Annotated in this window: 6 protein-coding genes; all 6 read left to right on the top strand. The window is 59.3% G+C overall.

All coding sequences use genetic code 11. From position 1 onward, the window contains the following. Nucleotides 1-733 (top strand): DNA/RNA non-specific endonuclease (locus CS062_RS00455; protein WP_143742211.1); only part of this gene is annotated, 733 nt, incomplete at its 5' end. Then, nucleotides 730-1047 carry a hypothetical protein gene (locus tag CS062_RS25675; protein WP_143742210.1) on the top strand — a complete coding sequence of 106 codons (318 nt, stop codon included), beginning with the start codon at nucleotides 730-732 and terminating at the stop codon, nucleotides 1045-1047. The genes CS062_RS00455 and CS062_RS25675, both read left to right, overlap by 4 nt. A 56-nt stretch (nucleotides 1048-1103) precedes the next feature. Next, nucleotides 1104-2189, top strand: a complete 1086-nt coding sequence (locus CS062_RS25670) for a hypothetical protein (protein ID WP_143742209.1) — start codon at nucleotides 1104-1106, stop codon at nucleotides 2187-2189. Nucleotides 2190-2358: 169 nt separating this feature from the next. Further along, entirely contained in the window at nucleotides 2359-6210 is a 3852-nt protein-coding gene (locus CS062_RS00450; protein WP_099859518.1) for a hemagglutinin repeat-containing protein, read from the top strand. Between the two features lie 189 nt (nucleotides 6211-6399). Next, the gene (locus CS062_RS00445) at nucleotides 6400-7239 is read left to right on the top strand and encodes an Imm49 family immunity protein (protein ID WP_158238626.1); all 840 of its coding nucleotides are present in this window, start codon (nucleotides 6400-6402) and stop codon (nucleotides 7237-7239) included. 274 nt (nucleotides 7240-7513) lie between these two features. Further along, nucleotides 7514-8565 (top strand): hemagglutinin repeat-containing protein (locus tag CS062_RS00440; protein ID WP_199174138.1); only part of this gene is annotated, 1052 nt, incomplete at its 3' end.

Raw genomic sequence — 8565 nt, 5'->3', positions numbered from 1 at the left:
CGGAGAAGATCCGGGCGCGCATGCGCAGTGGGTACGTGCGGCATCGCTGGCCCCGGGAATGACGGTGACTGACTTGGAAGGCCGAGTGCTTACCGTGGAGTCGCAGCGTGACACTGGCTGGACGGCGCCTGTCTACAACATCGAGGTGCATGAGCACCATACGTACCATGTCGGCGGGCTGGGCGTGTGGGTGCATAACGCAAACTGCTGCTCAGTATCGACTAATGACTCAAATTCAAAGAGAACATATAGGGTAGACGCGGACAATGCCGGGAAGGGAACGGACGGATATGAAGTTCTCAATAACCCACCATCTAATGCTCATGTGAAGATAAGCAATGGCACCGAGTTCGTGACGAATGGTGCGGGGATGGTGGAAGAGGTGACTTTCCAGCCTGTCTTGGAAAAGGGTACACGCGATTCAAGGCAAACCGCCGTGGGATATGAAGGGTACACGACCGATGTTGGCGGGCACGTACAGGCCTGCCGATTGGGAGGAACGTGTGATAGATACAATCTCTTCCCGCAAGATAGAACCTTCAATAATTCCGGCTATAAAACTTTGGAGAATGAATGGTATTCCTCGCTAAGTAAAGGTGATACAGTCGGCCCCATTAACATAAAATTCTTGAGAGATGATCCGATGTCCCCGCGTCCGGATTACCTGGTGGTTGAGTATTCGATCAACGGAAAGAACTTTTCTAGATTCTTTGCAAACGAGGCGCCAAAATGAGTATTGAGAGGCAAGTTGAACTGCTGAATGACTTGGTTCAAGTCATGCATAATTGTGCAAATGGTGATTACGAAGAAATGTCGTGCGTATTTCGCTATTTGAATCCTGAGGACTCCTGGTCGATTGATACTGAATTTTCGTTCGTGCGAAATGGTGAGGCGATCAGCGCGTTTCTCCGGGATCCGCGCAATCGCATGATTCATCATGTGCGGGAACTACATGCGTTGATGAAGAGCCATACAGGGGGCGACTGGAAATCCTTCGTGTTGCAAGTGGGGCCTGACGGCAAGGCACACACGAAGTTCTCGTATTGACGGAACGCGACCAACTGCAAGAAGGAAGGCCAGCGCCAGGATGTGAGCACCGAAAAATGAAGGTGGTTCTTGATTGCTGGGACGAATTGACCGTCCCTGAATGCCAACATGGTGCTCACTTTTTTTGTGCGGATGAGTTCTCCATCTATGTTTCATCTTGGTTGGATGCTATTCCGAACATCACTGCTTGCGCTGAAGGTGTAGACCACGAAGTACTTCAGATGCCCAACCGACTCCGCCGGCGATTCGGTCGGATCAACTGCCTCAGCCGTGGACGAGAGCAAGCCATGATGATAAATATGAATCTTTGGAAGCATGACGTCCTTGAGAATTTGGCTTCAGACGTCGGAGTTGCGACCTCGGCAAGAAATATCGAGATGGCGGGCGGGCCTTTCGCTACTTGGGAACGGTTGGCGTCCCCCGAAGGGCCATGTCAGCGGTATCTCGAAAGCGCCCTCTATATTGGATTTGCAGATTTTGAACACGAACTATCTAAGAGGTTTCTTGGTTGGGCCGTAGAGACAGCTTTGCGCGCACTTGGCGATCCTCGATTTGCCGTTGAATCCGAGAATCGATCTAAGGGATGGAAAAATAAGCCGGCCTTTCCTGGAAATCAGGGAGAGGTGAAGGCGGTTTGGGCTATCGCCTCGGCAATGCAGCAAGGAACTCCGCTCGACTTGTCTCTGCTCAGAGAGGCCGCGGACCAAATCACGGAATCTGCATTAGCGAACAAGGGGAAGGATTGGGCTGAGCAACCCGTCCAAGGGCGCTATTTGCTGGCTGTGCGCCTGCGAATGATTTGTGGCGACTGGGCGCATGCCCGTAAAGCCCTCGATATAAAAAGGAAATTTGATGCTGTGATGGGGCAGCATCAAGTGTTGTCGCATCTCCTCGATGCGCTTTTAACCATCGGCGCCTCCGAAGATCTAAGGAGTCGTGAGAGCGTGCATCGCTTTGAAAACTACTTTGATTTGATCCGCGTGCCGGAAGGCAAACCAATCATTAATTCAGATTCGGGAAGCTGGGTGCATGGCTATCGAATTGAGATGGCGTTAATTCGCGAACGGGTGCTATACGAAAGTGCAGCATTTCCGAACTGGAATCGAGTATTCGCCTCAGTGGGGCAATCCGTTAGAAGTTAATAACCGTATAGACGTGGTCAGCCCGCGCGCAATGCGCCATCGACCACACGGCCGACGCGATCCAGGCCGGATGTAGGGCGAATCTCGGTTCGGCGTCGCTGGTCAACGCGCCGGGCGAGGCGTCGTGGGCTGCGGTCGTGACTTGAGCGCGCCGGGCGTGGATGCGGCGATGGGCGCCATCAAGGCCGGGGAGCACGTCACGCAGACGCAGGACGACCGGATGAAGGCCCTGGCGGCGGCCACGGCGATCTCCAAGGCCAAGCAGGCGGTGGAGGAGATCCAGAAGTTCAACGACCTGGCCAATGCGCAGAAGGAGCAGAGCATCCGCATCAGCCTGTCGGTGGGCAGCCAGCAGAGCAAGAGCTCGCAGCACAACGAGTCGAACCAGGCAGCGGGCAGCTCGGTGCTGGCCGATGGCAAGCTGAGCCTCATCGCCACGGGAGGAGGGCAGGATTCCAACGTCACGGTGCAGGGCAGCACGCTGGCGGGCCAGGATGTGTTCATCAAGGCGGACAACAAGATCAACCTGCTGGCCGCGCAGAACACCAGCGAGCAGCACAGCAAGGACTCGAGCAGCAGCGCGTCCATCGGCGTCGGCATCTCGCTGGGCGCGGAGAACCGGCTGGGCTTCACCGCCAGCGGCAGCGTGTCCAAGGGCAATGCCGATGGCAAGGACACGAACTACACCACCACGCAGGTCACGGGCGGCAGTTCGGTGACGCTGCAGTCGGGCGGCGACACGACGCTCGGCGGCGCGGTGGTGACCGCGCCGAAGGTGGTGGCCGACATCGGCGGCAACCTCAAGATCGAGAGCCTGCAGGACACGGCCAAGTTCGACTCCAAGAGCCAGAGCATGGGCGGCAGCGTGACCGTCGGCTACGGGGCGGGCGGCAGCGCCAACTTCAGCCAGTCCAAGGTCAACGCGGACTATGCGGCGGTGGGTGAGCAGGCTGGCATTCGCGCTGGCGATGGCGGCTTCCAGGTGAGCGTGAAGGGCAACACCGACCTCAAGGGTGGAGCGATCACGAGCAGCCAGGCGGCGATCGACGCGGGCAAGAACAGCTTCAGCACCGGCACGCTGAGCAGCAGCGACATCGACAACCGCAGCCAGTTCAGCGCCAGCGCCGTGACGGTGAGCGCGGGCACGAGCGGCGGCATGGCGGGCGCCTTCAAGGACAGCGGCGACGAGCGCAGCACCACGCGCAGCACGATCAGCGCGGGCAGCACGACGATCACCAGCGGGGATGCGGCGAGCCAGGCGGCGCTGGAGAAGCTGGACCGCGGCGCGACCAACGATGCGACGGCGGGCAAGCTGGCGCAGGGCTGGGATGGGCAGAAGCTGGCGCAGCAGGTGAAGGTGAATGCGCAGATCGTGGCGGAGTTTGGGGCGCAGGCGGCGAAGGAGGTGGCCGACTTCGCCGCTTCCAAGACGAAGGCCTATGACGATGCCAAGCTGAAGAGCGATGCTGCTCAGGCCGTGCTGAACGATCCGAAGTCTTCATCCGCCATGCGGGAGGAGGCGGAGCAGAAGAAGGTTGAAGCGGCTGCGACCATGGCCCAGAACGAGGAGGCCTACGAGCAGTGGAAGGAAGGAGGCGCGTCGCGAGTGGCTCTGCATGCCGTCGTCGGTGCGGTGACTGGAGACCTCAGCGGCGCGTTGGGTGCTGCTGGTAGCGCGGCTGCGGCGGGTCAACTCGACAAGTTCCAGGACTCGATCAAGGGCGCGTTGAAGCAAGCCGGGCTTGGAGGAGAGAACGGTAGCAACGATTGGGCGACGGCGTTGTCGAAGCTAGCGGCTGGCGCCGTGGCGACCGGCATCGGCGCCGCAGCTGGTGGAGGAGTCAACGGTGCTGCGGCTGGCTTGAACCAGGACTACAACAACCGGCAGCTGCATCCGGATCAAACCGCGCTCGTCAAAGAAGAAGCCAAGAAGCTCGCAGGCACCCAAGGCATGGACGAAGCCGCCTGGGAGAAGCGGCTGACTCTGCAACTGCTCTACCAGAACGACAGCGCTTACAAGCTCGCATTCGGCAATCTGAGCAACGATCCATTGGCTGAGCAGATTCTGGCGAGCCTTGCGCGCGATTCCGGCGTGAGCATGGATGCGCGAGGCACGGCGGCTTACGACGATCACACGAAGAACACCGAACTGCTGAACACAACCATCGGCAGCTACAAGCTGGCTGGGCAGACGCCCTCGGGCGGCATCGAGCAGGCCAATGGCACGTGGCTTGGAACTGAACCCGGAAGGTTGCCGATGCCCAACGGAGCGAGGACTCAAACCTCGTTCCCTGTGCCGGGCTGCAATGCGCCGGCGGGCGCTTGCACCTACACCTTCATCTTTGGCAGCGACCTTGCATATGTGCAAGTGCCGCAGGCTGACGGCAGCTATCAACTCTACGAGGCCAACAAGGAGCAGCAGACGACGCTCGCTGCACAACAGGCCAAGTACTACGTGGATGGCATCAAGAGCGCACCGGGCAAAGCGTGGGATGCCGGTGTGGCGCTCGGCAAAGAGGCTTTCGCCTACGGCAAAGATCTGACGGTCGGCAACCTCAGCAGTGCCGCCAATGCGTTGAACGGCCTGAACAACGCCATGACAGGGGCCGCTGCCGCTGGACCGCAGGGAGCGTCCTCGGCGCTGAGCGTGGGACTTCCGAGCACCTATGAGTCGAAGACGATGCAGTGGTACGTCAGCGACAAGCCGCTGGACATCACGGCTACCGACGTGACGAAGTTCGTCGTCGACCTGGCGCCTATCAGCGTCTTCATGAACCAGGTTGGGAAGGTCAGTTCCTACGATCCTGAGCAGATCAAGTCGGCGGGCGAAGAGGCTACGTGGATCGTGGGCGGTGCTGTAGGGGCCAAGGCCGCCGAAGTCGTCCTGAGCGCAGGGAGCAAGCTCACGAACAAGGTCCTGGAAGGAATCGATGTTCGAGTTGGAGCGAAGTCGGAAGCCGAGGCGGCGGCGGAGGCGGCCGCTGCCAACAAGTTGCCAGAGATTACGGACGCTACGAAGACTGGCACCGGCGTTTCCACTTCAAAGACGATCGATGGCAGTCCAGAGACGAGAGGCACGGCTCCCGCTGAACAGGCAACGCCGGATAGCACGACCGGCAAGGCAGCCGAGGATGCGGCCGCTGCTGGCTGTCTGGCTCCTCCCAATTGCTTTGTCGCCGGTACGCTCGTTCACACGGTTGATGGTCCCAAGGCGATTGAAACCTTCGTCGGTGGCGAGTTGGTGTTCTCGCGCGATGAACTCAGCGGGGAACCTGGTTTGCGGCCTGTGGTCGCTACCACGGTCGCACAGGATCAGCCCATCTTTGAGGTGGTCATCGCCAACGCTCAAGGCGCCGGCGATGTGCTGCACACCACTGCGGAGCATCCGTTCTGGGTGACCAATGTGCGCGCCGGAACGGTTGACGGAGAAGATCCGGGCGCGCATGCGCAGTGGGTACGTGCGGCATCGCTGGCCCCGGGAATGACGGTGACTGACTTGGAAGGCCGAGTGCTTACCGTGGAGTCGCAGCGTGACACTGGCTGGACGGCGGCCGTCTACAACATCGAGGTACACGAGCACCATACGTACCATGTTGGCGCCCTTGGCATTTGGGTGCATAACGCCAACTGCTGCGATGTCAAGAGCCAGCCGATAGTCGATCCGACCAAGCGGGGAATTATCAGTAACACCAAGCTGACCGAGAATCGAATTGAACTCGACGTACGGCCAGAACTGCAAGAGCGCTTGAAGGAAATTGCGAAAGAAGGCGACCCCTACGGCAAAAAGACGGAGGCCGTCATGGACGCCGTCCTGCAAGATCATGGGATGGACCTGATCGACGCGAAGTACGGTTCGAATAACGGTATTGACCACCTTGGAATATTGAGGGAGTCTGACGGAACTGTTGTTCTGACCGTTGCATTCGACAGTACAGTTGGGGGGTCGTGGAGTCAAATTGGATCCCAACGCAGCGGGAGGAAATATGCAGCTTTCCGATGCTTGGGTTCAACAGGTGATTGACAATCTTCCGCCAGGAACTCCTGCTGCCAAAGTTCTTCAGGAGGCTCTTGATAAGAATAGCTTGGCCAAGGCCGTCGCGTACGTCGATAAGGAGACCAGTAAGTTGTATATTAATCGTGTGGATCCAAAGAATCCCACCATAGCGCAGCCGCCAGAAGCTCCTCCGCCGCCGAAAGAATAGTTGAGTGTATGAAAATGCAGATGAAATATCTCGAGCATATTGAAAAGGGTATTGCTCATCTCCAAGGACGAGAGGTATCGGAGCAGACGCTTGGTCTACTTCAGAGCGGCCTCGGCTCAAGAGAAGCGTGCCTGCGGGGCATCGCCTCGTCGTGCGCCGCGCAAGCGTTGCTCGCTTGGTTTCAATCCAAAAACTTGGAAGGAATGAAGTCATGGGCGTTCCTTGCGGCGAAAGCTACCCGAATGGTTGCTCAAGGGGAACCGGGTGCTTGGTGGCCCGCATATATTCATCTATACCCGCTACTCTCGGAACAGTCGGACATCATCGATTGGTTCTCAAAAAACCATGTGTCCTACTATTTGAAGGATGAGATTGATGATCGGGATAATCCGAGAGAGGATGCATTTCACGGATTTCAGGCATTGTTGGCCCTTCGAGGAAAATGGAGCGAACTTGAGGCGCGTTCGTTAGAGGCTATTCATGATGAAAAGACTGCCGGTTCAAAATTCCTCGTGGACTATCGGTTTTATCTGGCACTGGCTCGTCGGGATGTCGAAGGAATGGAAAATGCTCTCGAGGAGCTTGCGGGCCCTCTTGCGCCGAAAAGAAACTTCGAACACGCCTTTGGGCTGACTCAAAATCTCATAGCGACGCACGCTGTTATTTACTCAAAGATCGCATTCCGTTGGGGGCATACACTAAGAATCCGTTCGTCCTGGGTACCCTCCAACTGGCTACCAGTCAATCCACTGAAGGAATATGACCAGGGATGGAACTTCATGGCGGATTTCGACATTTGGGAGCCGTTCGCGCCCCCTTGGACAGAGTGGTCACCCAAGAAGGGCTGAAGCCGGGTCATACAACGGTCGCCAGAGCAGACATTCGGCATCAGGGTCAGTTTGTGCACAGTCTTAATCGGGGCTGTGCGAGGGGCGTGACCATCCGCTTCTAGCGGGTGCAGGGACCCCAAACTGTGAGTCTTTGGAAGGACAGAGCCGACCTCCCGCTTTCGCGAGTTGCTCTCGAACAGCCTTTTGAGGGCGGCTGGGCGGTTGGTCACCGAAACAGGGTTAGTTCCAAAGTTCTTGAGTAGCGCCAAAGGCGACGACGCAGATCGGCAAGGTGACGACTCAAGCCGGCTCGACGCAGAACGCTTGGCTGAAGCTCTCGGGCCTGAGCGTCGGTGGTCGCGTGGTGGGCGTGATGCCCAACCTCACGCAACTGCAGGCGGTGCAGATCACGCAGGGCGGCGCGGATGGCGCGGGCGCCGAAGGCGGCGTGATGGTGGCCGCGGGGCGCGACCTGACGCTGAGCACGGTGCAGACCTCGAGCTCGCGCGACCAGGTCTGGAACGCGACCAACTTCAAGAAGGAAAGCCAGAGCCAGGACGTCGGCACCGAGATCAAGGCCGAGGGCGCGGTGGTGCTCAAGGCCGGGCAGGACCTGAGCGCCACGGCTGCGCAGATCGCCAGCGCGCAAGGCCCGGTGACGCTGAGCGCGGGGCGCGATGTGGAGCTGCTGGCCGGGGAGGCCAACAAGGTCGTCGAGGAGATGACGCAGAAGACCAAGAAGAGTCTGTTCAAGAAGAAGACGGTCACGACCTACAACAAGACCGATACGACGACGGCCATCGGCACGACGCTGTCGGGCGACACGGTCAACATCGTGGCCGGGCGCGACATCACGCTGGCCGCGGCGCAGGCGGTGTCGGACAACGGCACCAAGCTCATCGCCGACCGCGACATCACCATCGACGGCGTCACCAACTCGGTGGACACCGAGCAGTTCAAGAAGACGGTGAAGTCGGGGCTGTTCAGCGGTGGCGGGATCGGGGTGACGATCGGCAAGCAGGCGCTGTCGCAGGCGACCAAGACGAGCCAGGAGACGCACCAGGGCTCGGTGGTGGCCAGCGTGGCCGGGGACGTGGACATCGTCGCCGGCGGCGCATACCGCCAGGTGGGATCGGAGGTGCAGGCGCCGCAGGGCGACGTGACGATCAAGGGCAAGTCCATTGCCATCGTGGAGGCGCGCAACCAGTCGGCGCAGGACACGGAGACGAAGTTCAAGCAGAGCGGGCTGTCGCTGTCCTTGAGCGCGCCGGGCGTGGATGCGGCGATGGGCGCCATCAAGGCCGGGGAGCACGTCACGCAGACGCAGGACGACCGGATGAAGGC

The organism is Roseateles chitinivorans, from assembly GCF_002761755.1.
In the GTDB taxonomy this organism is placed as follows: Bacteria; Pseudomonadota; Gammaproteobacteria; order Burkholderiales; family Burkholderiaceae_C; genus Roseateles; species Roseateles chitinivorans.
Note: the sequence above shows the minus strand (reverse complement) of the source record. Positions and strands in the feature narration are given on the sequence as shown.

What these genes read in the sequence shown, in the direction of transcription:
- CS062_RS00450 (WP_099859518.1), top strand. Translation starts at nt 2,359, where the DNA reads ATGGGCGCCATCAAGGCCGGGGAGCACGTCACGCAGACGCAGGACGAC.
- CS062_RS25675 (WP_143742210.1), top strand. Translation starts at nt 730, where the DNA reads ATGAGTATTGAGAGGCAAGTTGAACTGCTGAATGACTTGGTTCAAGTC.
- CS062_RS25670 (WP_143742209.1), top strand. Translation starts at nt 1,104, where the DNA reads ATGAAGGTGGTTCTTGATTGCTGGGACGAATTGACCGTCCCTGAATGC.
- CS062_RS00445 (WP_158238626.1), top strand. Translation starts at nt 6,400, where the DNA reads ATGAAAATGCAGATGAAATATCTCGAGCATATTGAAAAGGGTATTGCT.